The organism is Flavobacterium sp., assembly GCF_035456085.1.
In the GTDB taxonomy this organism is placed as follows: domain Bacteria; phylum Bacteroidota; class Bacteroidia; order Flavobacteriales; family Flavobacteriaceae; genus Flavobacterium.
In genome coordinates this window covers 1-23,649 of the sequence record NZ_DATIDY010000022.1, presented here as the reverse complement: position 1 = coordinate 23,649, position 23,649 = coordinate 1, and the positions used below count along the sequence as shown (strand labels likewise).

The window sequence follows — 23,649 nt, the reverse complement described above, 5'->3', positions numbered from 1 at the left end:
TTATTCATTATCAATTACCGATTGGATTTCATCCATTACTTCAAGAATTATAGAACAACCCTCTCTAATTTCATCTTCAGAAATAGTTAATGGCGGTGTAATTCGAATGGCACAACCTTCAAAAAGCAGCCAAAATAGAATTAAACCTCTGTCGTGGCATTTTAAAATCACTTCATTTGTAATGTCGGCACTTGATGTCATTGCTGCTAACATTAATCCTCTCCCTCTTATTTCTTTTATCAAAGGATGTACCAAAAGCGATCTGAAGAGCTTTTCTTTCTCTAAAGTATCTGTAATGATGTTTGTTTCAGTTAATTCTTTCAAAGTAGCCAAACAAGCTGACGCAATGACAGGGTGACCTCCAAAAGTGGTTATGTGTCCTAGTTTTGGGTTTTCGGTTAATAAATCCATCATTTCAGACGAAGCGGTGAAGGCGCCAACTGGCATTCCGCCACCCATTCCTTTCCCCATTACAACAATATCTGGAACAACATTATAATTTTGAAATCCAAAAAGAGCACCTGTTCTTCCAAATCCAGGTTGAATTTCGTCTAAAATCATCAAAGCACCTACTTGGTCACAACGTGCTTTTACTTTCTTTAAAAAGTCATTATGAGGCTCGATAAAACCAGCGCCACCTTGAATAGTTTCTAATAAAATTCCAGCGGTTTTGGTCGTTATTTTTTGTAAATCTTCTTCGTTGTTAAAAGTAATGAAATCAATATCTGGTAGCAACGGGCGAAAAGCTTGTTTACGCTCCTCAAAACCCATTACACTCATTGATCCCATTGTATTCCCATGATAAGCGTTATGACAAGAAATCAATTGACTTCTGCCTGTAACTCTTTTGGCTAGTTTTAAAGCGCCCTCAATAGCTTCGGTTCCAGAATTAACCAAATAGGTTTTGTCTAATGGAGCTGGTAGGAGTGAAGCCATTAATTTGCAATATTCGACAGCCGGACTTTGTGAATATTCGCCATAAACCATAACGTGCGAATATTTATCCAATTGATCTTTTATCGCATCATTTACCCTTTTATTTTGATGCCCTAGGGTGCAAGCAGAAACTCCTGCTACAAAATCTAAATATTTTTTATTATCTGTGTCAAAAATGTAAGAACCAATCGCATGCGAAACTTCCATACCCAAAGGATAAGGCGAGGTTTGTGCCTGATATTTTATGAAATCTGGATTCACTTTTTTTAAGTTTAAAAGTTTAGAAAGTTTAAAAGTTTACAACTATAAAACTACGAATAATCGTTAAAGACTATTTACTAATGACTAATCACTTCTTCTTATTCTTCTTATCGTAATTCAATGTTTCTTTTCGTACTTTCATCGGAGTTCTTTTTTTGGCTTTATCTGCTTTTGTTGCCTCAACGACTTTGAGTTCTTCAGCATCTTCTTCTGGGCTAAAAACATCTTCCTTACTTTTTATTCGTTCGTCTCCACGCCAATGCAATCCTCGTAGCGTCCTGGCGTTTTCGGGTAAATCAGCCTCTGGAAAAATATCACCGTCAACTTGTGTGAAAAAAGTAATTGTTTCAATTGTATTTTTATCAAAAAGAACATTGATTTTGCTACTTACGTTTTTGTTGATTCCAATGAGTTCTTTGGCATCATTTCGCATATAGTAAATAACTTCGGCGTTTTTTATAATATCAACATCATGGAGTTTTCCATCTTTAAATTTACCAAATAAATTTTGTCCCTTTGTCTGATTATATCCGGTTCCGAGCGTGTCTTTCGAGACCAGGAAAGTATTGTTGAGTACTTTTAGGGAATCGAGTTTTTGTGTTTTCTTATCTGCAATTAAATGCATCACATCACCAGTAATTTGACTTTCGCCATTCCAAAGAATTGGGTTTCCTATCAATTTTGTTAATCCAATTTTTGAACTGGAATGAATAGAATCACATTTTCCACTCATGTCAGTTTTATAAAATCGCACATTGTTGAAAGCCCGAATGATCCTATCACCTTCTTTACCAGTAACCATTAGTTTTTTTCCATGAATATAAACAGAATCATTATCTACAAAATTGACAGCCAAAGCTCTTTTGGTCACAAACATAGAGTCTTTGTTTTTATATAATTCGGCATAATGTCCCCTCACTACACCACGATTAATCGAATCAGTTATTTTTACGTTCCTTGTAGCCGAAGCAAATTCTTTATTTCGATCATAATACAAACTGTCTCCTCTTATGATCCTGTCATCGTATTTGATATAGGATTTATCCAGAAAGTGCGATAGATTTTTTTTGGTATCATAAAACCCTTTTTCGGTGTAAATGTAATTGGTTTTACTAGTAATTGTCGAGGGTCCAAATAAATAGGAATGTCCAGAATTACTATAATAATCCAAATGGTTAGACTTGATTACGCACGATTTATTCGTTAGTACAACTTCGGTTAGGAACTGAAATTTCTTTTGTTTTACAAAATATCTTCCCGATTTACTTTTTAGAGTATTGTCTTTATTAATAATGGTTCCAGGAGTGTTATAAAAAACCTCTTGAACATTTCTGTCAAAATTAATGGTATCAGTTGCCAATGTAGCATCAGGTGAAGTCATTACAGCATTCCCAGTTGCAAAAGCTTTTTTTAATTCACCACTATATTCGGCATAGTTACTGTTTAGATATAAAGTGTCTCCTTGTACTAATTGCACATTTCCAAAGGCCTTTAGATAATTTTCTTTTTGAAAAAAGTAAGCTTTGTTACAGGTTAAAACTACTCCCTCATGACTAACTTTTACATTTCTGGTAAGCAAAACAGCATCTGGATATTTTTCTTTGTCTACATCGACAAAGTCAGATTGTTCAATTATTATTTTTTTGGGAGCCTGTGCCAAGATTGGGTTGGCACAAAACAATATTAGGCTATAGATAATGAAATTTAAAGATTTCTTCAATGGTCTTAATTTTTTTGTAAATTTATGAAAATTGAAGCAAACCCTATAGATATTAGGATTTATTTAATAATGTATAACACATGAAATATTAAGGCTTTTATTTTAAAGAAAAATAGTTATAAACAAACAGTTTAGCTATCACGTTGTAGTGATTTTCAATTACTAAATCAGGGAGGTTGAGACGGTTTTATCCATTGTTTTTTTTGAAAAAATATTAAATTTATGGATTGTATGGAACAAAAATTGATATCAATTGTATGTTTTTTTAATTTTTTATGATTTAAAATAATGAGCACAAAAAAAATAGTATTGGCGGGCGTAAGTGTTGTACTTATGGCTACTGCATGTAAAACTAAAGATGTAAAAATGAGTACACAAAAAAATGAGACTGTTTCAGAAAATAAAGAAGTAGTTTATCAAGTTTTTACCCGATTATTTGGTAATAAAAACACAACCAACAAACCTTGGGGAACAATTGAAGAAAATGGTGTTGGAAAATTTAATGATTTTACAGATAAAGCACTTAATGAAATTAAAGATCTTGGTGCAACATATATTTGGTATACTGGTGTTCCTCATCATGCTGTGATAAGGGATTATACAGCGATAGGAGTTTCAAACGATGATCCAGAAGTAGTAAAAGGTAGAGCAGGCTCGCCATATGCTGTTAAGGATTATTACAATGTAAATCCGGATTTAGCGGTAAATCCTGAAAAGCGTCTAGAAGAATTTGAAGCTTTGATAAAACGCACCCACAAAGCCAATCTAAAATTAATAATTGATATTGTTCCTAATCATGTTGCTCGTAAATACGAAGGCAAAACCAATCCAAAAGGAGTAAGAGATTTTGGTGCCGATGATGATGTTACTGTTGAGTACAAAAGAGACAATAATTTCTATTACATTCCAAATACGCCATTCCAATTGCCAGACGGAGACAAGCCTTTAAACGGAGAGAGTAATCCTCTTATTGATGGTAAATTTGATGAAAATCCAGCCAAATGGACAGGAAATGGTTCTAAATTGGCTAAACCAGATAAAAATGATTGGTATGAAACTGTTAAAGTGAATTATGGTGTTCGTCCAGACGGTACCAAAGATTTTCCTGAATTACCAGCAGGTTTTGATAAGTTATCTTTTAAAGAACATTTCGATTTTTGGAAAGGTAAAGATGTTCCAAATTCATGGATAAAATTTAGAGATATTGCGTTGTACTGGACAGCAAAAGGCGTTGATGGCTTTAGATTTGACATGGCCGAAATGGTTCCGTATGAATTTTGGAGTTACATGAATTCAGCTATAAAAAATGTTAATCCTGATGCTTTTCTTTTAGCAGAGGTTTATAATCCAAAAGAGTATAGAAACTATATTCATTTAGGAAAAATGGACTATTTATATGATAAAGTGGAGACCTACGATAAATTGAAAGGCATCATTCAAGGGAAAACACCTCCTGATGGATTGTCTTATATTCAAAGTGGTTTAGCTGATATTGATAGACACATGTTGAAATTTTTGGATAATCATGACGAACAACGTTTAGCAAGCCCTGAGTTTGCAGGTTCGCCAGAAAAAGGAAAACCAATGATGGTAGTTTCGGCGATGATAACTTCGGCACCGATTATGATTTATTTTGGTCAGGAAGTAGGGGAGGCTGGTAATGAAAATGGCGGATTTGGGTCTCATTCCAGAACTTCAATTTTTGATTATGTAGGCGTTCCAAATCATCAAAAATGGATGAATGATGGTGCTTTTGATGGAGGGAAATTGAGTCAAAGCGAAAAAGACTTGCGTGATTTTTATAAAAGATTATTGAATTTCGCTGGTAAAAGTTCCGCAGTAATGGGACAGTTTCAAGATTTGCAAGAGGTAAATCGTCATGGTGGACTTGGTTACGATCCAAATTATGTTTACTCCTTCGTTCGTTGGTCACAAAATCAAAAGCTAATAGTGCTTACTAACTTTTCATCTGATAAATCTAATAGCTTTGAATTAAAAATTCCTGCAGATATTATTACTAAATGGAATTTAAAAGATGGTAACTATACGATAAAAGATCAATTATACGGAAAGAGTTCTGTGCAGTTACAAGTTGTAAATGGTGAAGGAAAAGCTGCAATTACTATTCAGCCATTAGAATCATTTATTTATCAATTATAAAGTAATTTGAAGAATAAAAAAATGCTGATTTTAAAATCAGCATTTTTTTTATTCTTTATTTTTTGAAAGTTGCTTTGTAGTTTTCGTTTACTTTTTCCCAATTTACAACATTGAAAAAAGCATCAATATAATTTTTCTTTTTGTATTGATAATCTAAAAAATAAGCATGTTCCCAAAGATCAATTCCTAAAATGGGTGTGCCTCGAAATCCAATAACTGGAACATTTGGCATCAATGGATTATCCTGATCTTGTGTCGTTGTCAATTGAAGTACTCCGGTTTTATCAACAACTAGCCAAACCCAACCCGAACCAAATTGTTTTGAAGCAGTTTCTTTAAATTGAGTTTTAAAATTTGAAAAAGATCCAAAATCTTTATTGATGCTTGCTGCCAAAGTATCTTTTGGTTCACCACCAGCATTTGGAGAAATACATTTAAAATATAAACTATGATTATAATACCCTCCAGCGCTGTTTCGTATAACAGGATCATTAATGTCCAATGTTTTTAATAAATCTTCTATCGAAAGATTTTCAAATTTGGTTCCTAAAATGGCTTTGTTTAAGGTATTAGTTATATATAAATAATGTTTTCCATAATGTGATTCTAATGCCAAAGCCGAAATATTAGGAGCTAGGGCATCATATCCAAAAGAAATTTTTTCCATTTGAAAAGATCCTTGATCTGCTTTTACATTATTAGGGTCACCTATTTGAATTTTTTCTTGAACTGTTGGTAGTGGAACTTCGACAACCTCAGTCATTTTTTTATCATTACAAGAAATTAAAACCGAAATAAAGAGCAAACCTGCTGGTATAAAAGTGATAGTTTTCATATATGATATTTTTGTTGTTATTGGTCATATGTAATTAGCATTTCAATATTGGTTTTTTTGCCAATTATAGTCATGCTCATTTCATGAAAAATACGATTACTTTATTAAGGAATGAATTAATGTGATGTATTGTTCTTTAGCTTCATCCTGTGTAAGATGACTGATTTGAATCCATGCATTTGTTTTGAATGCATTTCTCAGGTCAGAATTATCTGTGACAGCGAAGTTGGTTTTGTCAAATGTAGCTTGTTTGTAAAAAGCATATAGACGTAATTGTACATCTTGTGGCAAAGACGCTTGAGTCATAAAAGAAGCGATTTCTACTGCTTCTTGAAATCGTTTATCTAAATCTTCTTCGGTCATTAAGCTTTAGTTGCAATTATCGTTTTTCCTCCAATTGCTTTTTGATTTAAAACTACATTAATTGGAGTACCCAAAGGTAAAAAAATATCTACTCTTGAGCCAAATTTTATAAAACCAGCATCAGTACCTTGTACTACTTGCATACCTTCTTGTGCATAGTTTACAATACGTTTTGCTAGAGCACCAGCAATTTGACGATACAAAATTTCTCCAAAAGATTTACTTTCTATAACAATTGTTGTTCTTTCATTTTCTTCACTAGCTTTTGGGTGCCAAGCTACAAGAAATTTACCAGGATGGTATTTACTGAACTTTACCAAACCACTTACAGCATAACGAGTGACATGGACATTTATAGGAGACATAAAAATAGAAACTTGAATTCTTTTGTCTTTAAAATATTCGCTTTCAAATACCTCTTCTATAACTACTACTTTTCCATCGACAGGAGCGATAATATGATTTTCATTGATTTCGACTGTTCTTTTTGGATTTCTGAAAAATTGTAAAATGATAATCAATAACAATAAAGTTACAATTTCAATAGTCATCTTGATCCATTCCGTTTGAATGAAATAATCTGATGCTAAAAAAATTACAGCGGTAAAAATAGTACCTAATAAAATACTTTGAGTTCCTTCTTTATGAAACATAATTTAAAATTTGATAAAATAAAAATATAATTGGTGCTACAAAGATAACACTATCCAGCCGATCTAAAATACCTCCATGACCAGGCATGATATTTCCACTGTCTTTTTTTTCTGAAATTCGTTTAAATTTAGATTCTACTAAATCTCCTATTGTTCCAAAAATCCCAACAATTGCTGCTATTATTAGCCAAATGTAAGTATTCTTGTCTGGGAGCATTAAAAAATATTTTGAAATGAAATAACTGGCAATGACTGCAAATCCAACTCCGCCAAGAAAACCTTCAATTGTTTTTTTGGGAGAAATTCGTTCAAATAATTTATGCTTTCCAATTGATTTTCCAACTAAATAAGCAAAAGTATCATTAGTCCATATTAGAATAAAAATACTAATGAGAATATTTGGGTTGTATCCTTTAATTCCAAATGGAATCTTTGTGATAATTACAAAAGGAAGTATGATGTAGCCAATTAGATAGGCAAATTTTGAAAAAGGATCAACCTTTAGATTTTTGTTGTCAAATAAAAAAACAATGCATTTCAAAGAGACAATAAGAGATAAAAAGAGTACTGCTAAATCAAAATCCCGACTGTAACGTAGTATGTACAAGATACCATCATCTTTTTCGGCTATTGCGATTTTATAAAAATAAAAATAAAATAATGAGGCTATTATAATTGGAGCAATCTTGTTTAAGTGGACTAAATTGCAAAATTCATTGACAGCTATTAATAAAAAAATACCAAACAGAATAAAAAAAGTTTCTATAGAGTATTGTATTGAGGCTATTAATAATAAAATGTAAATAGCTCCAGATATTGACCTTTTTAGTGTTTCATTCATTTTAAAGATCTTCTAAGAGCAATAAATATAAGTTTTTGGCAGAGCTTCCGTATTGAGTAAAATCTTCCTCTTTGGCTTTTTCAAAATATTTGATTGTTGTGATATTAGTAGGGTATTCTGTTAAATATTTTTTTCGGATGGCACTAAGCCCATCACTCTTACCTTCGACTATCTGACTAGTTTTTGCAAAAATCACAATATTTGAAGGCAAATCATTTGGTTTTTTTTGTTTGATTTGGTTAGAAGAAAATAAAATTGATCCTTCTTCCGCAACTAGATTTTCACAGCCTGACAATAAAAATTTAGGATTTATATTTTGACCGTAAGTAAGTTTGTTTTCATCTAATAATACAAATAATTTCGGCTCATAGCATAATGCTTCAGATTCAAACCAATCATTTTCTTCAAGTATATTTTCAAATTGTTCTTTTACTTCATCAAAATTTTCACAATAAAGGAATTTTCCTCCATTTTTTCTAAAATTGTAAATGAATTGTTCATCCAATGGAGAATTAATATCTGGATTAGGTTTATCTGAATTGATACTCTTGCCTTCATCAGACGAAGATATATTTGAACCAAATATTTTTTTAAAAAGATTCATAATTTGTTACTAGTCGTTTTGTATTATTTTAAAACGTTCAAAGATAAAAAAATCTTAATTCAAAACAGGATTTTGAATTAAGATTTTAAATATTTGTGTATTTTTTAAATTACGAAACTACTTCTCCTAAGTTTTTATCAAATGTTCTTTTTCCGAATATTGCTTCGAGGTCATCCTTAAAGATTACTTCTTTTTCAATTAAGATGTCGGCTAATTGATTTAATTTATCTTTGTTTTCTTCTAAAATTTGAATAGCTCTTTCGTATTGTCCTTCGATTAATTCAGAAATTTCAGTGTCAATTATTTTAGCAGTTTCATCAGAATAAGGTTTAGAAAAACTGTATTCACTTTGTCCAGATGAATCATAATAAGTTACATTTCCTATTTTATCATTTAAACCATAAATAGTTACCATTGCACGTGCCTGACGAGTTACTTTTTCTAAGTCACTAAGTGCACCAGTTGAAATTCTGTCAAAAGTTACTTTTTCAGCAGCTCTTCCTCCCATAGTAGCACACATTTCGTCTAACATTTGATCTGTTCGTACAATTTGTCTTTCTTCCGGAAGATACCAAGCAGCTCCTAAACTTTGTCCGCGAGGAACGATGGTTACTTTAATAAGTGGTGCAGCATGTTCAAGCATCCAGCTTACTGTGGCATGACCCGCTTCATGTATTGCAATTGCTCTTTTTTCTTCGGGAGTAATGATTTTGTTTTTCTTTTCAAGACCACCGATAATTCTATCTACAGCATCAAGGAAATCTTGTTTATCAACTGCTGGTTTGTTGTTACGTGCAGCAATTAAAGCAGCTTCGTTACAAACATTTGCAATATCAGCACCAGAAAAACCTGGAGTTTGTTTAGCTAAAAAGTCCAAATCAAGGCCTTCAACTTTTTTGATAGGACCTAAGTGAACTTGGAAAATTTCAGCTCTTTCTCTGATATCTGGTAAGTCCACAAAAATTTGTCTGTCAAAACGCCCAGCACGCATTAAAGCTTTATCCAAAACGTCGGCTCTATTAGTCGCAGCCAAAACAATTACGTTAGAATTGGTTCCAAAACCATCCATTTCTGTTAGTAATTGATTTAAGGTGTTTTCTCTTTCGTCATTACCACCTGACATGTTGCTTTTTCCTCTGGCTCTACCAACAGCGTCAATTTCATCAATAAAAATGATTGCTGGTGATTTTTCTTTTGCTTGTTTAAAAAGGTCACGAACTCTAGAAGCTCCAACACCTACAAACATTTCAACAAAATCAGAACCTGATAATGAGAAAAAAGGTACTTGCGCTTCGCCTGCAACAGCTTTTGCTAACAAAGTTTTTCCTGTTCCCGGAGGTCCTACAAGTAATGCTCCTTTTGGGATTTTACCCCCTAAATTGGTGTATTTTTCAGGGTTTTTAAGGAATTCTACTATTTCTTGTATTTCTTCTTTTGCTCCTTCTAAACCAGCTACATCTTTAAATGTAGTTTTGATATCTGTTTTTTCATCAAAAAGTTTTGCTTTTGATTTTCCAATATTGAAAATCTGACCACCAGCACCACCAGGTCCTCCAGACATTTTTCTCATAATAAAAATCCATACCCCTATTATAATGATAATTGGCAATAGACTGATAAAAATATCTGTCCAATTGCTTTTTGGTAAAAAATTAAAATCTTTTAATTTTCCCTCTGCAACTGCCTTTTCCAATTTAGTTTGGAAAATCTGATCATTACCAATGTCAAATGAATAGTGAGGCCCTTTATTAGGTCTGTCTAAAATGTCTTTTGCCACTTTTTTATGCTCAGGATCACTTAATGCTTTTTGATTTAAAAAAACTTCGGCTTCACTTTTATTATAGACAATTACTTTTTCAATTTGTCCTTTTTCTAAATACGAATTAAATTTAGAAGATGTTAACTGCGCTGGTTCTTGGAAATTTGATCCACCAGTTGCAAAACTTATCCCTAAAAAAATCAATATTATTGCCGTATATACTAACCAAGGGCTTACCTTAAAATTATTCGAATTTGGATTATTATCTCTAGCCATCTGAAGATTATTTCTTTAATATTTGTTTTCGATTTTAGTGATTCTTGCATCACCCCAAAGACTTTCTATATTGTAGTATTCACGAATGTGTTTTTGAAATACATGCACAACCACGTGAATGTAATCCATTAATACCCATTCGGCTACGTCAGAACCTTCTACATGCCAAGGTTTGTCTTTTAAATCTTTTGAAACTGTTTTTTGAACTGAACTTACAATAGCATTCACTTGAGTGTTTGAATTTCCATTGCAAATTACAAAATAGTCACAAACTGCTGTGTCTATTTCTCTTAAATCTAAAATATCGATATCACTTCCTTTTACTTCCTCTATCCCTTTTATGATGTTTGCCAGAAGAACATCGTTGTTTATAGTCTTTTTCGCCATTTATTTTTTTATATGAATTTGTAAAGTTACCATTTTTTGTGATTAATTTTGAACCTTAACATAATATTAAATTATGTTTTGCAAAAATAATACACATGAAGTTAATCAAACTCGATGCCATAGATTCTACTAATGATTTTCTGAAAGGCTTGTCAAACAAACAAGAGATTCAAAATTTTACTGTTATTACAGCTGAAAATCAACTGAAAGGGAAGGGACAAATGGGAGCCAAATGGGATTCTGAATCGAGAAAAAACCTTATAATGAGCGTGTTGATTAAAGATTTTTTGTTTGACAATGAAGATGTTTTTAATCTTAATGTTGTTATCTCTTTAGCGGTAATTCGAACCTTAAAAAAATATAATATACCCGAATTAAGTATCAAATGGCCAAACGACATTATGTCAGCTAATAAGAAAATTGGTGGCATATTGATAGAAAATAGTATCAAAGGTGAAGGAACAATTGTTTCAATAGCTGGCTTGGGACTTAATGTAAATCAACGGGATTTTCAAAATCTACCGCGAGCTTCATCTTTGGCTCTAATTTGTAATTGTGATTTTAATAAAGAAGAAATTTTATATCAAATTGTGCAGGAAATTGAAGAAATAATTGCAGACTATCCTCTACAACCGTCTTTTTATTGGAATGAATATAGTAACCTTTTATTTAAAATTGGTATTCCTACTGCTTTTGCCGATGGAAAAGAATCCAATTTTATGGGAATTATAAAAGGTGTTTCGCCAATTGGAAAACTTCAGGTTATGTTAGAAAACGATGATATATGTGAATATAATCTAAAGGAAGTACAAATGCTATATTAAAACTTTACTCTTAAAAAGTGATATTATCTTTAATTTACATTTCTTTGATTGTAATTTAACATTAAAAATTTTAATAAAATACAATGTTGTTCTTACATGATTTGTAACTTTTATTTGAGTCTCACGTATAATAGTTTTAACTTAAATAAAAAAACATGGGACCATTTATGATTGCTTTTTTAGTCTTTGGACTAATTATTCTCTTTTCCTCTTTTTTTACTGTAAAACAGCAAACTGCGGTTGTTGTAGAACGTTTTGGAAAGTTTTTGAGTATCCGTAATTCCGGATTACAACTTAAAGTTCCAATTATTGACCGAATTGCTGGTCGTGTAAATTTTAGAATTCAACAATTAGATGTAATTATTGAAACACAAACTAAAGACAACGTGTTTGTGAAAATGAAAATTTCGGTCCAATTTAAAGTAATTCCTGAACACGCATACGAAGCATTCTATAAATTAGAATATCCGCATGATCAAATTACAGCTTACGTTTTTGACGTAGTTCGTGCTGAAGTTCCTAAGCTTATTTTGGATGATGTATTTGCAAGAAAAGATGATATTGCCATTGCGGTAAAAAGAGAATTAAATGAAGCGATGATGGCCTATGGATATGATATTATCAATACTTTGGTAACCGATATTGATCCAGATATTCAGGTTAAAAATGCAATGAACAGAATCAATGCTGCCGAAAGAGAAAAAACAGCTGCTATGTTCGAATCTGAAGCGCAAAGAATTAGAATTGTAGCAAAAGCAAAAGCTGAAGCTGAAAGTAAAAAACTTCAAGGACAAGGTATTGCAGATCAAAGAAGAGAAATTGCCCGTGGTTTAGTAGAAAGTGTGGAAGTTTTGAATCAAGTAGGAATTAATTCTCAGGAAGCATCGGCTTTGATTGTTATTACTCAACATTATGATACTTTGCAAGCTATTGGGGCTGATACAAATTCTAACTTGATTTTGTTGCCAAATTCACCACAAGCAGCAAGCGATATGCTAAATAATATGGTTACTAGTTTTTCTGCTTCAAACATCATAGGAGAACAAATGAAAAAACAGTCGCCACGTGTTAAAAAATCAAATAACACTTCAATAGACTACAATCCTTCGGATACTTCAAATCCTACTCAAGAAACTGAGTAAATTATAAATACAACAGAAATGAACGCAAGGTTATGTGCTAGGTATGCAAAGCTTTGCTCTCTTTGTGTTAAAAATCAAAAAGGCTGTCTAATTTTATTTAGACAGCCTCTTTGTTTATAAAATTAATTTTATTCTTCATCGTCCACATGATGTGATTTCGAATAATTCCTCCATTTTTCAATACAATCTTGAAAATCCTGAGGTAATTCAGTATCAAAACGCATCATTTCGCCTGTATTCGGATGAATAAAGCCAAGTGTTTTGGCATGCAGCGCCTGACGAGGCAACGCTTTGAAACAATTCTCAATAAACTGTTTGTATTTTGTAAAAGTTGTTCCTTTTAAAATCAAATGACCACCATAACGTTCATCATTAAAAAGTGGATGACCAATATGTTTTAAGTGTGCACGAATCTGATGTGTTCTTCCTGTTTCCAATCGGCATGAAATCAAGGTTACATAGCCAAAACGTTCTAAAACTTTATAATGTGTAATCGCAGGTTTTCCGATTGCAGGATCAGCAAAAACGGCCATTTGCATGCGGTCTTTCAAGTGTCTTGCTAAATTTCCTTCGATAGTTCCGGCATCTTGAGCAACATTTCCCCAAACCAAAGCGATATATTCTCTTTCAGATGTCTTAGCTTCAAATTGTTTTGCCAAATGTGTCATTGCTGCTTCGGTTTTGGCAACAACCAATAAGCCTGAAGTATCTTTATCAATTCTATGAACCAAACCCGGGCGTTCACTGCTGTTCATTGGTAAATTCTCAAAATGAAACGCCAATGCATTTACCAAAGTTCCTGTGTAGTTTCCATGACCTGGATGCACTACAAATCCAGGCGGCTTATTAATTAACAATAGCGCATCGTCTTCATAAACAATATCTAGCGGAATATCCTCTGGATCAACTCTATTTTCAAACGGGGGATGCGATAACATAATACGTATCACATCAAAAGGTTTTACCTTATAATTTGATTTTACTTGAACGTCATTTACATAAATATCACCAGCAGTTGCAGCATTCTGAATTTTATTTCTTGTCGCGTTTGGAATTAAGCCCATCAGGTATTTGTCAATTCGCAATATCGCTTGACCTTTGGGAACTTCAAACCGGTGATGTTCAAATAATTCTTCTTCTAAATCCTCTATCGGTTCAATATTATTGTTCATTTGGTGCTTCTGTATCTGTTGCCGGAGTTGCTAAACTATCCGCTGGTTCTTCCTGATAACTCTCTTTTCCATCTCCCAAAACCAAATCAATTTTTGAGGCTTTCAAAACTCGATCTCCAGCTTTTACATTTCTTCCTTTAAAACGCATTTCCAAAACCATATCTTTTCCTAAATTAGGTACATAAGTAATAGTACCAGCTTCAAGTCCAAGAGCTTTTAATGTTGGAACTGCCTCACGATATGTTTTTTCGATCAAATCTGGAATTCGAACAGACGAAAATCCAGAAGAATTTATTTTGATATATACTTTTCGACCCACTTTTACCTTTGTTCCAGGCATCGGGTCTTGTTCAACTACACTATATTTTGGGAAATCTCCTCTAAAATCCACACTGTCTAACAACTCATAGTCCAAATCTAATTCATCCAGTTTTTCTTCCACTTGTTCCTCTGTCAATTTTCTCAAATCTGGAACAGCGATTTCATGTCCATGATCGGTTGTAAAAGTCAACCAATGCATAAACAAATAAGCCAAAACTACAATAATTGCAAATGCCAAAAGCACTTGTCCAAAAAATACACGACTCGTAAGATATTTTTTTAAGCTCATAAATTTTTTATTTCCCGCAAAGATAAAGGTATTTCGTTTCAAAAAAAATGATAATTTTGTTTAATAGTATTTGTCTTTCCGAGCATTGTTCTATGTAAGGAGCTATTCCTGCTGTACACTTGTATCTTTTGCTTAAAAAAAACATTTTTCTAAAGGCATAAAAGGAGCTTCTTTCAGTCGCTCTTTTATACCAAGAAAAATTAGTTTTTTTGCACAAAAGGATATCGTTTCCATCAGGGCTAGGACATTCATTTTCAAAACAACATTAATACTCAAATACAATTTTGCCAGTACAACAAACGAAATTTAAAAAGTAAAATTGCATCAAAAACCATCAAAAACATGAAAAACATTGCCATCATCATGGGCGGCTATTCTAGCGAATACAAAATCTCCTTAATCAGTGGAAACGTAGTTTATCAATTCTTAGACAAAACAAAATACAACGGATTCAGAATTCATATTTTTAAAGAAAAATGGGTATATGTTGATGATCAGGATAATGAATTTCCGATCGATAAAAACGATTTTTCAACAACCGTAAACGGAACAAAAATCACCTTCGATTGTGTTTTCAATGCCATTCACGGAACCCCGGGTGAAGATGGGTTAATGCAAGCTTATTTCGAATTAATTGGTCTGCCACAATCTTCATGTGATTATTATCAGGCAGCATTAACGTTTAATAAACGTGACATGCTCTCTGTTTTAAAACCTTATGGAATCAAAACAGCTAAATCTTATTATTTAAACAAAGGTGACAAAATCGATACTGCCGAAATCGTAAAAACGCTTGGATTACCATGTTTTGTAAAACCAAACAAATCAGGTTCTAGTTTCGGAATTTCTAAAGTAAAAACCGAAGCCGAATTGCCAATTGCTATCGAGGTCGCTTATAAAGAAGATAACGAAATCATCATTGAAAGTTTCCTTGATGGAACCGAAGTTTCAGTTGGTGTAATCAATTACCAAGGAGAAATAATTGTTTTGCCAATCACAGAAATTGTTTCCGAAAATGATTTCTTCGATTATGAAGCAAAATACCAAGGAAAATCTCAGGAAATCACCCCTGCCAGAATCTCTCCAGAAATGACTCAGAAAGTTAGCGAAGCAGCCAAGCGTGCTTATGAAGTATTAAAAATGAAAGGTTTTTCAAGAAGTGAATTCATCTTCGTAGATGGCGAACCTTATATGTTAGAAATGAACACAATTCCAGGATTAACAACCGAAAGTTTGATTCCGCAACAAGCCAAAGCAGCAGGGATTTCATTGACCGATTTGTTTACCAATGCGATTGAATTGGCGCTTAATTAAGTTGCTGAGCTTCTTAGTTTCTAAGTAATATGTGCAGGCTAAGATTTTGTCAGGAATAACAAAATAGAGTGATAATTTATTTCATATTAGATTGTCATACCATAGGAATCTCATCAACATGAGTTAATCAACATGAGATTCCTACGGAATGACAAGCAGGACTATAAAAATTCGTGCAATCAGCGAAAAAACTCAGTATCTTAGAATCTTAGCAAATTAGAAACTCAAAGAAATGAACAAAAACAGAATCGAAGCCTTTAGCGATGGTGTTATGGCAATAATTATCACGATCATGATTCTGGAAATCAAAGCTCCTGAGCGTTCTGATTTATCTAGTTTACTCCCCTTAATTCCTGTTTTTCTGAGTTATGTACTGAGTTTTATTTACATCGGAATTTATTGGAACAATCACCATCATATGTTTCAGGTGGTTAAAAAAATAGACGGTTCGGTTCTATGGCTCAATACGGCATTGTTGTTTTGGCTTTCCTTAATTCCTTTTGCAACAAGTTGGATGGGTGGCCAATCATTTTCAACAATTCCCATTGCCTGTTATGGTTGCATTTTACTGATGTGCGCTATTTCATATACATTACTCCAAAACAGAATTATAAAACTAGAGGGAACAGAATCTGTTTTACAGCACGCTGTAAACAAAGACAAAAAAGGAAAAATATCATTGGCTTGCTATATTTCAGCCATTCCGTTGGCATTTGTTTCTCCAATTATTTCTGGAATTCTCTATATTTTTGTAGCATTGATGTGGGTTATCCCCGACAAAAGAATTGAAAATCAAATTAATAAATTATAAAATGAAAAAAGCATTATTTCCAGGATCATTTGATCCTATTACTTTAGGACATGAAGATATTATTCGAAGAGGAATCCCTTTGTTCGATGAAATCGTAATTGCTATTGGGGTGAATGCTGAAAAAAAATATATGTTTTCTCTAGAAGAAAGAAAACGCTTTATTGAAGAGACTTTTAAAGATGAACCAAAAATTAAGGTTATTACTTATGAAGGTTTAACCATTGATATATGCCAAAAAATTAAAGCCGATTTTATTTTGAGAGGATTACGCAATCCTGCAGATTTTGAATTCGAAAAAGCTATCGCTCATACTAATAGGAGATTGTCTAAAATTGAAACTGTCTTTTTATTGACAGCAGCAAGAACTTCATACATCAGTTCCAGTATCGTGAGAGATGTTATTCGAAATAATGGAGAATACGAATTGTTAGTTCCAGATGCGGTTCGAGTAAAAAAATAGACTCAAAAACCTTTTTTAGTGCTATTTTTGCAAAAAGAAATAAATATTTAGAATGAGTTTAGAAAGAGAATTAAATAAACGCAGCGGTTCACAATGTGAATTATGTGCTGCCACTGAAAATCTAAAGGAATACCAAGTTTTGCCAACGCAAAAAGGAGGTTTGGACGAAAGCATTTTTGCCTGCACTACTTGTATTGATCAAATAGAAAATCCAGGACACGAAGATTTAAATCACTGGAGATGTTTGAACGATAGTATGTGGAGTGAACATATACCAGTACAAGTTGTAGCTTGGAGAATGTTGAGTCGTTTACGCAAAAATGGGTGGCCACAAGAATTGTTGGAACAAATGTATTTAGACGATGAAACTTTGGCATGGGCTCAGGCTACAGGAGAAGGAGAAGATGATGAAAACAAAATTGTACACCGCGATGTAAATGGTGTTATTTTAGCTCATGGAGATTCGGTGGTTTTAATTAAAGATCTAAAAGTAAAAGGATCTAGCATGGTTGCCAAACAAGGAACTGCGGTGCGTAACATTCGCTTAGACCATGAAAATGCTGAATATATTGAAGGTAAAGTCGATGGTCAACAAATTGTAATTATCACCCAATACGTGAAGAAAATATAATTTAGAAGTTCAGTGGTCAGTAAAAAAGTGACTTCAAAATAAAAAAAAATCGTTAACAGAAATTTTTCTCTGTTAACGATTTTTTATTAAGTCGAAAGTTCACTGATACTAAAATCTGAGAACTGAATACTAACTCCTAGCTTTTTTGAAATAACTTATCAATTTGCTCTTTAGATAATGGTTCAGAAACATTTGTTGAACTAGCTGCTTTATTAGTTACCATAAATTGAACTGTTGTTTTGTCTGAACTAACTATGTAGTGTAACCAAAGATAATTGTTAGGTAATTCTAGTTTTACATCATTTAAAGGGCTTGCAGAAAAACCTTTTGAAATAATACCATAAAAACTTTGGTATGCATTATCTACGTTTTTAAATGTAAAATTCTTTAAAGTTGCTTCTTCGTCATCTGATGGTTGAGTAGTGTAGAAAAAGGTAAATTCATCACCAATTTTTTGAACATAAAAATTATTATTTACTCTACCTAATCTTTCAACAGGCACAGTTTCAAGAACTTTAATTTGGCTAAAACCAACAGAGCTAATAAGTAAAATAGCAAACGCAATGACTTTTTTCATAATTTATTTGGGGTTTAAAAATATATTCAAGATAGGTTAAATATTTGTCAGCAAACATAATAATAAAAAAAAACAACTCCCTGGCAGATCCTGTTTTTTATTAACATTATGTCTTTTTTTTTGTTCATAATTTCAAAAGATGGATAAAATAAAAAGTAAATTAATTGCAGGAAAAACCCTAATGCATGAGTCTAGATGAAAATTATTTTTCATTGATAACAATGTATAAAGGATCTTCAATAATGTTTATATCAATAATTGTTTCTGCATTTTTTAATAATCGAATGCAGTCTGGACTTAAATGTTTTAGGTGCAGTTTTTTACCTAATTTACTGTAGCGTTCTGTTACTGAGTTTAAAGCATCAATTGCCGACATATCTGCAATTCTACTTTCTTTAAAATCAATAATTACTTCATTTGGATCATTTTCTATATCAAATTTTTCAGTAAACGCCACTATTGATGCGAAAAAGAGCGGGCCATATATTTCATAATGTTTGATGCCATTGTCATCAATATATTTTTTGGCACGAATCCTCTTGGCACTTTCCCAAGCAAAAACTAAAGCGGAAATAACAACTCCAATCAAAACGGCCAAAGCTAAATTGTGAAATAAAACTGTGATTAGAGCCACTATTACAACAACAAAAACATCGTGGTTCGGCATTTTATGGACGATTTTAAAACTAGCCCATTCAAAAGTGCTAATGGCAACCATAAACATTACACCTACCAAAGCCGCCATTGGCAGTCGTTCAATAATCGGTGCACCAAATAAAATAATCAAAAGGATAGTCAATGCAGCTACAATCCCAGACAAGCGAGCCCTTGAACCAGCAGAAAGATTTACTAATGTCTGAGCAATCATAGGACAACCACCCATCCCGAAGAAAAAACCATTTAATATATTTGAAGTTCCTTGTGCAATACATTCGCGATTTCCATTTCCTTTGGTTCTGGTAATTTCATCAACTAGATTTAGTGTCAACAATCCTTCTGTTAAGCCAACAGCCCCCATAATCAATGAATATGGAAAAATTATCTGCAGAGTTTTCCAATTCAATGGAATATTTGGGATATGAAATGGCGGAAAACCACCACTTATCGAAGCGATATCTTTTACAGTTTTGGTTTGAATTCCAAAGAAAAACACTAATGCAAAAATTATAATAATTGCTATTAATGAAGCTGGAACTGCTTTAGTCAATTTTGGTACCAACATTACAATACCAACAGTCAAAGCAACTAAACCAGCCATAATATACAACGGTGTTCCTGAAAGCCAAACACTTTGGTTATTGACAATGGTTTTGAATTGTTCCAATTGAGACATGAAAATAACGATTGCTAATCCGTTTACAAAACCAAACATCACGGGACGAGGCACTAATCGAATGAATTTACCCCATTTAAAAATGCCTACTATAATTTGTAAAACTCCTGCTAAAGCTACCGCCGCAAAAACATATTCTAACCCATTTGATTTCATTAAAGCTATTAGCACAATGACAGTTGCCCCGGCTCCCCCAGAAATCAATCCAGGTCTTCCTCCAAATATTGCAGTAACTAGTCCTGCGATAAAAGCTGCATATAATCCCATTAAAGGCGGGAAGCCTGCCAATATTGCAAATGACAAAGACTCTGGAATCATAGTCATTGCCACAGTGAAACCCGCTAAAATTTCTGTTTTGTAATTTACTTTTTGAGAGAAGTCAAATAAATTAAATAGTTTTTTCATAAAATAATTTGAAACTAAACAATAACTATGAGTTATTCTTCTTCTTTCTTGATGACCTTTCTGGCAACTTCGATTTTAAACTTCTTACCTTTCATTTTTTCGTCTTTTACATTACGAAGTAAGTCTTTCACTTTATTGAATTTTACTGCCGCAAAAGAAATAAAATCTTTCACTTCAATTAAGCCTAAATCTCCTTTTTCGAGTTTCCCTTTTTGAGAAAAGAAGCCTACTATATCAATTTTATTGAGTTTGTTTTTCTTCCCACCGCTTATATAAATAGTTTGGAATTCGGGTGGTTTAGGTAAAGAGGTGTTGTTTTCTACATTAAAAACTGGCATTTCATAATCGACATAATCTAGTTTTTTTTCACTTTCATGAATAATTAGATAAGCAGTTCCTGACGCTTGCATACGAGCGGTACGTCCATTTCTATGTGTGAATTCATCTTCTTTTAATGGTAAATGATAATGAATTACGTGTTTCATTTCAGGAATGTCCAATCCACGAGCGGCTAAATCGGTAGTGATTAAATAACTTATACTCCCGTTTCTAAATTGAATTAAAGCTCTTTCTCGTTCTTCCTGATCCATTCCGCCGTGATAGTAAGTGGAATAAATTCCTTTTTCGTTCAAAGTGTCGCTGATGCGCTCGGCAGCATCACGATGATTACAAAAGACAATAGCCGATTGTGATTTCAATGAGCATATTAAATTGAACAAACTTTCTAATTTATCCTTTGAAGGAGAAATAACCATTTTTGAAGTTAAGTTACTTTCTTGTTCTTCTTCTGTTGGAATAAAATCCAAAACGGTTGGATTGGCAACTCTTGTGTATTTTGGAATTTCAATGTCAGAAGTAGCTGAAACCAAAACTCTCTTATTTAATTTTGAAAGTTTTCCAATAATAAACGACATCTGTTCATGAAATCCCAATTGCAACGATTTATCAAATTCATCCAAAATCAAAGTCTGAATTTTATCTAATCTAAATGTTCCTCTATCGATATGGTCTGCAATTCTACCCGGAGTTCCAATTAAAACTGCTGGTGGGTTGCTGAGATTTTTAATTTCAGTGTCAATAGAATGTCCTCCGTAACAAACGTTTACTTTGTAATCAGTACCCATTTTTTTCCAAACCTGCTCAATTTGCAAACCTAACTCGCGTGATGGAACTAAAATTAAGCATTGAACCGAAAGAATTTCAGGTTGTAACATTTCGAAAATTGGAAGTAAAAAAGCTAATGTTTTTCCAGAACCTGTTGGAGAAAGTAATAAAACATTGTTGTCATTTAGAATAACGTTTTGCGCAACTTCTTGCATTTCGTTTAGGCTTTCAATGCCTAAATTCAGTAATATATTGTTGGAATGGTGTTTCTTGTTCATTTTGCAAAGGTAACTAAAAAGACAAGCTGTTTTCCATAGCCGGAATTAATCTTTTTTGATTCAAAATGATGTGAAAATCAGAAAGCAGAAGACGGAAATTAGCTGTAGAAAGTTAGAACTTTGATATTGACATTGATTTTTGCAAATCTCTTTAAAAAGCTTCAGTCATTCTAAAATAAAATCCCCAATCGCCTCGTCCTGCTGCTATATCAATTCCTGCGTTTACTTTTTGACCAGCCTTTTCAATTACCAGATAACGGATACCGGCACCGATACTAGGAAGAGGTTTACTCCAAGAAGCCCCTGAATTGTACCAGTCACCAGATGCCGCTCCCTCTTCAGACTTTCTGTAAGCAATTCCAAGTCCGACAAAACCCACGTAGCCCCATTTTTTGTAAAAATTATTACGAAATTCAGATTGAGCGGTGTACGTCTGATTTCCTCTGTATTCCCCTTGAGTATATCCTCTTAAATCCGTTTGGCCGATATAATCTTGAGAGGCAAAAGGGACATCTCCAAAATTAGCTTTCATTGCAAATCGGCTAGCTAAAATTTTGTGGTTACCCACTTCTTTATAGTAATTAACGTACAACATTGTTTTGATAAAATCGTTATCATTATCCAACCACGAAGGCACAGTTGAAAATCTTCCATCTATAAAAAAACCCGAGCTTGGATTGTATATGCTGTTTCGGGTATCATAGCTTATTGGTATAGATAGTGAATTTGTGTTATTGGGCTCTACGATTTCGCTGTCATCTGGAAGCGTGATCGTTACATCAGATCGCATTATGAATCCTCCAATACCTAAATAAAAATTTTCGAAAATCATCCGCTGTAAAGCAAATGCAAATAGAGTTCCTTTGGTAGTGTAAGGTGTTTCATAGACTCCTTCGACTCCTCCCATACTTCCATCTTCAAAAGATTGAAAAGCCTGGAAATTATAATTGATATATCCAACTGCAGCAAGTATCCTCCAATAATCCTCTTTAAGATAAAGACGTGTCCCGGTCATAAAGTAGAAAGATTTATTTGTAGCATAATTACCAACACCCATTACTCTGGAAAGAGGTGCTTTTTTTGAGTTATCAGCCTTAAAAAGCCCCATCGCTATTGCTCCAACACCCAAGCCCTGAGAACGATCATAAGTTAGTGTGGGTATTGGCATAAAAGCAAATTTCTTTTCCTTTTTTTTTACAGTATCCCCTTTTTTTACGGTATCCAAAATACTAATTGATAAAGGGCTTACTATTTCTTTTTTGTATAACCGGAGATTAACATTTTTTGAAAATGAAAAGAGATAAAAAGTGCAAGATAAAAAAGCGACTAGAGTGAGTTTTCTATTCATTTGAAGTTAAATTTTAAATTCCGAAAAAGGGTAATTTTAAAAATTCAATTATCAAAAATAAGAATAAAATAATTCAAAAGTAGCTTTTTGTCAAGATAAAACACTTATAATCAGTACAAAATAGGTTTGTGGTATGATATTGGAAGTTTTATTTAATCATTATCGTCTTCAAAAAGTAGTTTTATGTTTTCGTATGAATTTTTTAGAGCTTCTTGTATTTGTTCTGGATTCAGCCAGGCTACTTTTTCAATACCTTCTTCAATTTGACCAATTGGTATTCCTTCGTAATTGGTTTTCATTTCAAACCAATGCGTAATTTTTAATTTGTATTTACCATTGCGTTTAAAGACGTGATAGGTTTTTTGAAGTTTACGTATGATTTTTAAATCATTTACTCCGGTTTCTTCTTCTACCTCCCGTGTGGCAGCATCTTCGATTAATTCTCCTTTTTGAGAACCGCCTTTTGGTAGATCCCATTTTCCATTTCTCAAAATAAACAAAACTTCACCTTTTTTATTATAGACCAATCCGCCGCCAGCTTTATTAACAGGAATTTTGGCTTTTAATGTTTTCATAATCACGCTCTCATCAGGATGATAGAGATATGCTTTCTTGATTTTATTTTGAAACATTTTTACAATAACCTGCTTGACATCAATACTATCCAGCAGGAAAAGTTGAAAATCAGTCTCCTTTGAAATCTGATTTGTCAAAAAAAGTGGTTTGTCGTTAACAAAAACTTTATACATTTGTATTATGATTTTTAATAAAGATACAGCCGAAAAAACAGCCGAATTGCTTTTGCAAATAAATGCAATTAAATTGAATCCAGGAAATCCTTTTAC

The 23,649-nt window shown here is 32.9% G+C and carries 23 protein-coding genes and 1 pseudogene; 8 read left to right on the top strand and 16 right to left on the bottom strand.

Features of this window, described 5'->3' with window-relative positions:
* Together VLC96_RS01720 and VLC96_RS01715 are read right to left on the bottom strand one after the other, a co-directional pair.
* Positions 1–1,197, bottom strand: a complete 1,197-nt coding sequence (locus VLC96_RS01720; RefSeq protein ID WP_325260321.1) for an aspartate aminotransferase family protein — start codon at positions 1,195–1,197, stop codon at positions 1–3.
* A gap of 88 nt (positions 1,198–1,285) precedes the next feature.
* Positions 1,286–2,917: an OstA-like protein gene (locus VLC96_RS01715; RefSeq protein WP_325260320.1), complete on the bottom strand. Its 1,632-nt coding sequence runs from the start codon at positions 2,915–2,917 to the stop codon at positions 1,286–1,288.
* A 288-nt stretch (positions 2,918–3,205) separates the two neighbouring features.
* Here VLC96_RS01715 and VLC96_RS01710 point away from each other — a divergent pair, with 288 nt between their 5' ends.
* Positions 3,206–5,077 (top strand): alpha-amylase family protein, encoded by a 1,872-nt coding sequence (locus VLC96_RS01710; protein ID WP_325260319.1) that lies wholly within the window; start codon positions 3,206–3,208, stop codon positions 5,075–5,077.
* Positions 5,078–5,132: 55 nt separating this feature from the next.
* Here VLC96_RS01710 and VLC96_RS01705 read toward each other — a convergent pair whose 3' ends face one another.
* From VLC96_RS01705 to rsfS, 7 genes are all read right to left on the bottom strand, one after another.
* On the bottom strand, positions 5,133–5,912 hold the full coding sequence (locus VLC96_RS01705) for a superoxide dismutase (RefSeq protein WP_325260318.1): 780 nt from the start codon (positions 5,910–5,912) through the stop codon (positions 5,133–5,135).
* A 96-nt stretch (positions 5,913–6,008) separates the two neighbouring features.
* Positions 6,009–6,275, bottom strand: coding sequence for an acyl-CoA-binding protein (locus tag VLC96_RS01700; RefSeq protein ID WP_325260317.1), 267 nt, complete (start codon positions 6,273–6,275; stop codon positions 6,009–6,011).
* Entirely contained in the window at positions 6,275–6,928 is a 654-nt protein-coding gene (locus VLC96_RS01695; protein ID WP_325260316.1) for a phosphatidylserine decarboxylase family protein, read from the bottom strand. Before VLC96_RS01695 ends, VLC96_RS01700 begins: the two co-directional genes overlap by 1 nt.
* Positions 6,918–7,769, bottom strand: coding sequence for a phosphatidate cytidylyltransferase (locus VLC96_RS01690; protein ID WP_325260315.1), 852 nt, complete (start codon positions 7,767–7,769; stop codon positions 6,918–6,920). Before VLC96_RS01690 ends, VLC96_RS01695 begins: the two co-directional genes overlap by 11 nt.
* 1 nt (position 7,770) lies before the next feature.
* The gene (locus tag VLC96_RS01685; RefSeq protein WP_325260314.1) at positions 7,771–8,373 is read right to left on the bottom strand and encodes an LUD domain-containing protein; all 603 of its coding nucleotides are present in this window, start codon (positions 8,371–8,373) and stop codon (positions 7,771–7,773) included.
* A gap of 109 nt (positions 8,374–8,482) precedes the next feature.
* Positions 8,483–10,408 carry an ATP-dependent zinc metalloprotease FtsH gene (gene ftsH / locus VLC96_RS01680; protein ID WP_325260313.1) on the bottom strand — a complete coding sequence of 642 codons (1,926 nt, stop codon included), beginning with the start codon at positions 10,406–10,408 and terminating at the stop codon, positions 8,483–8,485.
* A 15-nt stretch (positions 10,409–10,423) separates the two neighbouring features.
* Entirely contained in the window at positions 10,424–10,795 is a 372-nt protein-coding gene (gene rsfS, locus VLC96_RS01675) for a ribosome silencing factor (protein ID WP_325260312.1), read from the bottom strand.
* Positions 10,796–10,890: 95 nt separating this feature from the next.
* On the opposite strand from rsfS, the gene VLC96_RS01670 reads away from it, so the two are divergent.
* Together VLC96_RS01670 and VLC96_RS01665 are read left to right on the top strand one after the other, a co-directional pair.
* Positions 10,891–11,619, top strand: a complete 729-nt coding sequence (locus VLC96_RS01670) for a biotin--[acetyl-CoA-carboxylase] ligase (protein ID WP_325260311.1) — start codon at positions 10,891–10,893, stop codon at positions 11,617–11,619.
* Positions 11,620–11,774: 155 nt separating this feature from the next.
* Entirely contained in the window at positions 11,775–12,761 is a 987-nt protein-coding gene (locus VLC96_RS01665; protein WP_325260310.1) for an SPFH domain-containing protein, read from the top strand.
* Positions 12,762–12,889: 128 nt separating this feature from the next.
* On the opposite strand, the gene VLC96_RS01660 is transcribed toward VLC96_RS01665, so the two are convergent.
* Positions 12,890–13,933: an RluA family pseudouridine synthase gene (locus tag VLC96_RS01660; RefSeq protein WP_325260309.1), complete on the bottom strand. Its 1,044-nt coding sequence runs from the start codon at positions 13,931–13,933 to the stop codon at positions 12,890–12,892.
* Positions 13,923–14,543, bottom strand: a complete 621-nt coding sequence (locus VLC96_RS01655) for a PASTA domain-containing protein (protein WP_325260308.1) — start codon at positions 14,541–14,543, stop codon at positions 13,923–13,925. The genes VLC96_RS01660 and VLC96_RS01655 overlap by 11 nt, the downstream gene beginning before the upstream one ends.
* A 342-nt stretch (positions 14,544–14,885) precedes the next feature.
* Here VLC96_RS01655 and VLC96_RS01650 point away from each other — a divergent pair, with 342 nt between their 5' ends.
* The 4 genes from VLC96_RS01650 to VLC96_RS01635 all read left to right on the top strand — a co-directional run bounded on the left by VLC96_RS01650 (position 14,886) and on the right by VLC96_RS01635 (position 17,759).
* A complete protein-coding gene (locus VLC96_RS01650) occupies positions 14,886–15,857 on the top strand; it encodes a D-alanine--D-alanine ligase (protein ID WP_325260307.1) in 972 nt (323 codons plus the stop codon).
* Positions 15,858–16,089: 232 nt separating this feature from the next.
* Positions 16,090–16,668: a TMEM175 family protein gene (locus VLC96_RS01645; protein ID WP_325260306.1), complete on the top strand. Its 579-nt coding sequence runs from the start codon at positions 16,090–16,092 to the stop codon at positions 16,666–16,668.
* A gap of 1 nt (position 16,669) precedes the next feature.
* Positions 16,670–17,128: a pantetheine-phosphate adenylyltransferase gene (gene coaD, locus VLC96_RS01640; protein WP_325260305.1), complete on the top strand. Its 459-nt coding sequence runs from the start codon at positions 16,670–16,672 to the stop codon at positions 17,126–17,128.
* A gap of 52 nt (positions 17,129–17,180) precedes the next feature.
* Positions 17,181–17,759: a PhnA domain-containing protein gene (locus tag VLC96_RS01635; RefSeq protein ID WP_325260304.1), complete on the top strand. Its 579-nt coding sequence runs from the start codon at positions 17,181–17,183 to the stop codon at positions 17,757–17,759.
* Positions 17,760–17,895: 136 nt separating this feature from the next.
* On the opposite strand, the gene VLC96_RS01630 is transcribed toward VLC96_RS01635, so the two are convergent.
* From VLC96_RS01630 to VLC96_RS01610, 5 genes are all read right to left on the bottom strand, one after another.
* Positions 17,896–18,336, bottom strand: a complete 441-nt coding sequence (locus VLC96_RS01630) for a hypothetical protein (protein WP_325260303.1) — start codon at positions 18,334–18,336, stop codon at positions 17,896–17,898.
* A 202-nt stretch (positions 18,337–18,538) separates the two neighbouring features.
* Positions 18,539–20,074 (bottom strand): SulP family inorganic anion transporter, encoded by a 1,536-nt coding sequence (locus tag VLC96_RS01625; protein WP_325260302.1) that lies wholly within the window; start codon positions 20,072–20,074, stop codon positions 18,539–18,541.
* 32 nt (positions 20,075–20,106) lie between these two features.
* Positions 20,107–21,456, bottom strand: coding sequence for a DEAD/DEAH box helicase (locus VLC96_RS01620; protein ID WP_325260301.1), 1,350 nt, complete (start codon positions 21,454–21,456; stop codon positions 20,107–20,109).
* Between the two features lie 151 nt (positions 21,457–21,607).
* Positions 21,608–22,804, bottom strand: a complete 1,197-nt coding sequence (locus VLC96_RS01615; protein WP_325260300.1) for a BamA/TamA family outer membrane protein — start codon at positions 22,802–22,804, stop codon at positions 21,608–21,610.
* 152 nt (positions 22,805–22,956) lie between these two features.
* Entirely contained in the window at positions 22,957–23,553 is a 597-nt protein-coding gene (locus VLC96_RS01610; RefSeq protein WP_325260299.1) for an NUDIX hydrolase, read from the bottom strand.
* 7 nt (positions 23,554–23,560) lie between these two features.
* Here VLC96_RS01610 and VLC96_RS01605 point away from each other — a divergent pair.
* Positions 23,561–23,649: pseudogene (locus VLC96_RS01605) on the top strand (orotate phosphoribosyltransferase); the annotation flags it as partial.

Bases quoted from the DNA above. Each gene is read 5' to 3' on its own strand.
- coaD (WP_325260305.1), top strand. From the start codon at position 16,670: ATGAAAAAAGCATTATTTCCAGGATCATTTGATCCTATTACTTTAGGA.
- VLC96_RS01630 (WP_325260303.1), bottom strand. From the start codon at position 18,336: ATGAAAAAAGTCATTGCGTTTGCTATTTTACTTATTAGCTCTGTTGGT.
- VLC96_RS01625 (WP_325260302.1), bottom strand. From the start codon at position 20,074: ATGAAAAAACTATTTAATTTATTTGACTTCTCTCAAAAAGTAAATTAC.
- VLC96_RS01645 (WP_325260306.1), top strand. From the start codon at position 16,090: ATGAACAAAAACAGAATCGAAGCCTTTAGCGATGGTGTTATGGCAATA.
- VLC96_RS01650 (WP_325260307.1), top strand. From the start codon at position 14,886: ATGAAAAACATTGCCATCATCATGGGCGGCTATTCTAGCGAATACAAA.
- VLC96_RS01685 (WP_325260314.1), bottom strand. From the start codon at position 8,373: ATGAATCTTTTTAAAAAAATATTTGGTTCAAATATATCTTCGTCTGAT.
- VLC96_RS01695 (WP_325260316.1), bottom strand. From the start codon at position 6,928: ATGTTTCATAAAGAAGGAACTCAAAGTATTTTATTAGGTACTATTTTT.
- rsfS (WP_325260312.1), bottom strand. From the start codon at position 10,795: ATGGCGAAAAAGACTATAAACAACGATGTTCTTCTGGCAAACATCATA.
- VLC96_RS01660 (WP_325260309.1), bottom strand. From the start codon at position 13,933: ATGAACAATAATATTGAACCGATAGAGGATTTAGAAGAAGAATTATTT.
- VLC96_RS01615 (WP_325260300.1), bottom strand. From the start codon at position 22,804: ATGAATAGAAAACTCACTCTAGTCGCTTTTTTATCTTGCACTTTTTAT.
- VLC96_RS01620 (WP_325260301.1), bottom strand. From the start codon at position 21,456: ATGAACAAGAAACACCATTCCAACAATATATTACTGAATTTAGGCATT.
- VLC96_RS01690 (WP_325260315.1), bottom strand. From the start codon at position 7,769: ATGAATGAAACACTAAAAAGGTCAATATCTGGAGCTATTTACATTTTA.
- VLC96_RS01700 (WP_325260317.1), bottom strand. From the start codon at position 6,275: ATGACCGAAGAAGATTTAGATAAACGATTTCAAGAAGCAGTAGAAATC.
- ftsH (WP_325260313.1), bottom strand. From the start codon at position 10,408: ATGGCTAGAGATAATAATCCAAATTCGAATAATTTTAAGGTAAGCCCT.
- VLC96_RS01665 (WP_325260310.1), top strand. From the start codon at position 11,775: ATGGGACCATTTATGATTGCTTTTTTAGTCTTTGGACTAATTATTCTC.
- VLC96_RS01705 (WP_325260318.1), bottom strand. From the start codon at position 5,912: ATGAAAACTATCACTTTTATACCAGCAGGTTTGCTCTTTATTTCGGTT.
- VLC96_RS01635 (WP_325260304.1), top strand. From the start codon at position 17,181: ATGAGTTTAGAAAGAGAATTAAATAAACGCAGCGGTTCACAATGTGAA.
- VLC96_RS01655 (WP_325260308.1), bottom strand. From the start codon at position 14,543: ATGAGCTTAAAAAAATATCTTACGAGTCGTGTATTTTTTGGACAAGTG.
- VLC96_RS01610 (WP_325260299.1), bottom strand. From the start codon at position 23,553: ATGTATAAAGTTTTTGTTAACGACAAACCACTTTTTTTGACAAATCAG.
- VLC96_RS01670 (WP_325260311.1), top strand. From the start codon at position 10,891: ATGAAGTTAATCAAACTCGATGCCATAGATTCTACTAATGATTTTCTG.
- VLC96_RS01710 (WP_325260319.1), top strand. From the start codon at position 3,206: ATGAGCACAAAAAAAATAGTATTGGCGGGCGTAAGTGTTGTACTTATG.